The sequence below is a fragment of the Bacillus mesophilum genome (genome assembly GCF_008923265.1).
GTDB classification, from domain to species: Bacteria; Bacillota; Bacilli; order Bacillales; family Cytobacillaceae; genus Cytobacillus; species Cytobacillus mesophilum.
In genome coordinates, this window is record NZ_WBOT01000022.1 from 1 (window position 1) to 1,452 (window position 1,452).

General features: G+C 39.4%; 1 protein-coding gene. It reads left to right on the forward strand.

What is annotated here, in order from left to right; all coding sequences use genetic code 11:
- Positions 1-53 precede the first annotated feature (53 nt).
- A protein-coding gene (locus tag F7732_RS22485) for an IS3 family transposase (protein WP_420837710.1) occupies positions 54-1,414 on the forward strand; the annotation gives its coding sequence in 2 pieces (ribosomal slippage) (positions 54-519 and positions 519-1,414; 1,362 coding nt in all).
- Positions 1,415-1,452: the final 38 nt, after the last annotated feature.

Consider the following 1,452-nt stretch of genomic DNA (forward strand, 5'->3'; position numbering starts at 1 on the left):
GTGCACTGCCCCCCTATTGTTGGACACTCCAACAATAGGAGGCGAACTCATAAATGACTCATCTTACCAAGGAAAAGAAACTTCAAATTGCTAAACGTTATTTAAACGAAATGATTAGTTATCGAGAACTAGCGAATCAGGTGGGCGTAGATCATTCCACTCTCCGTTACTGGGTGCTGCTCGTTCGTTACCATGGGGATCAGGCTTTTTCCTTTCCCTATACAAACTATCCTTCTGCCTTTAAAATGAGGGTAATTCAATTTATCACGGAAAAGAATTACTCCATTCGAGAGGCATCCGCGAGATTCCATCTCCCTGATCCATCTATGCTTCGCAAGTGGAAGAAAACGTGGGAGACAGATGGAGTAGATGCCCTTGAACCAAAAGAAAAGGGGCTTTCTATAATGACATCTAATCAGAGGAAAAATAAGGACAAGAGTAACTCTCAGAATCCATCGGTAGAAGAGCTGATAGAAGAATTGGAATACCTTCGTATGGAGAACGCGTATTTAAAAAAGCTGAAAGCCTTAGTTCAGGAAGAACAATCACCAACCAATATAAAGCGAAAGTAATATATGAACTAAGGAACAACTTCCCGGTGATTAAAATGATCAAAATAGCCAAGATGCCTAGAAGCACTTACTACAGCTTCATAAAAAAGTGGAATCAACCAGATCCTGACCGCAAATGGAAAAGAAGAATTTCATTCATTTACCGCAAACACTCAGGTCGGTTTGGATATCGCCGCATTACGGATGTGCTTCAGGAAAAAGGATATCAGATCAACAAAAAGAAAGTACTTCGAATAATGAGAGATCTAGGGCTTAAATGCATGGTGCGTATGAAAAAGTATAAATCGTATAAAGGGGAAGTTGGAAAAGCAGCTCCAAACATCCTTAACCGTGACTTCCGTGCCCAGAAACCGAACCAAAAGTGGGTGACGGACATTACAGAATTTAAAGTGTTTGGAGAGAAGCTTTATCTTTCTCCAATCTTAGATCTATTTAATAGCGAGATCATCACCTATACACTCCAATCAAGGCCGACGTTTGATTTGGTCGATACAATGTTGGCCCAAGGATTAAAATACGTAAATGAAGGCGATGATCTCTTACTACATTCCGATCAGGGATGGCACTATCGAATGGCCAAATACCGAAGGACACTGAAAGAACATAAGATTACACAAAGCATGTCTAGAAAAGGAAACTGTCTTGACAATTCTGTCATGGAAAACTTTTTTGGGATCTTAAAATCAGAGTTTCTTTATTTACAAGAGTTTGAAAGTATCGAGCATTTTAAAGCCGAGTTAGAAAAATACATCTATTACTACAATCACTTGAGAATCAAATCAAGATTGAATCGGAAAAGTCCAGTAGCTTATCGGGTTAGTACCGAAGTAGTAGCTGCTTAAGCTTAAATATAAGTGTCCAATTTTATGGGTCCAGTGCA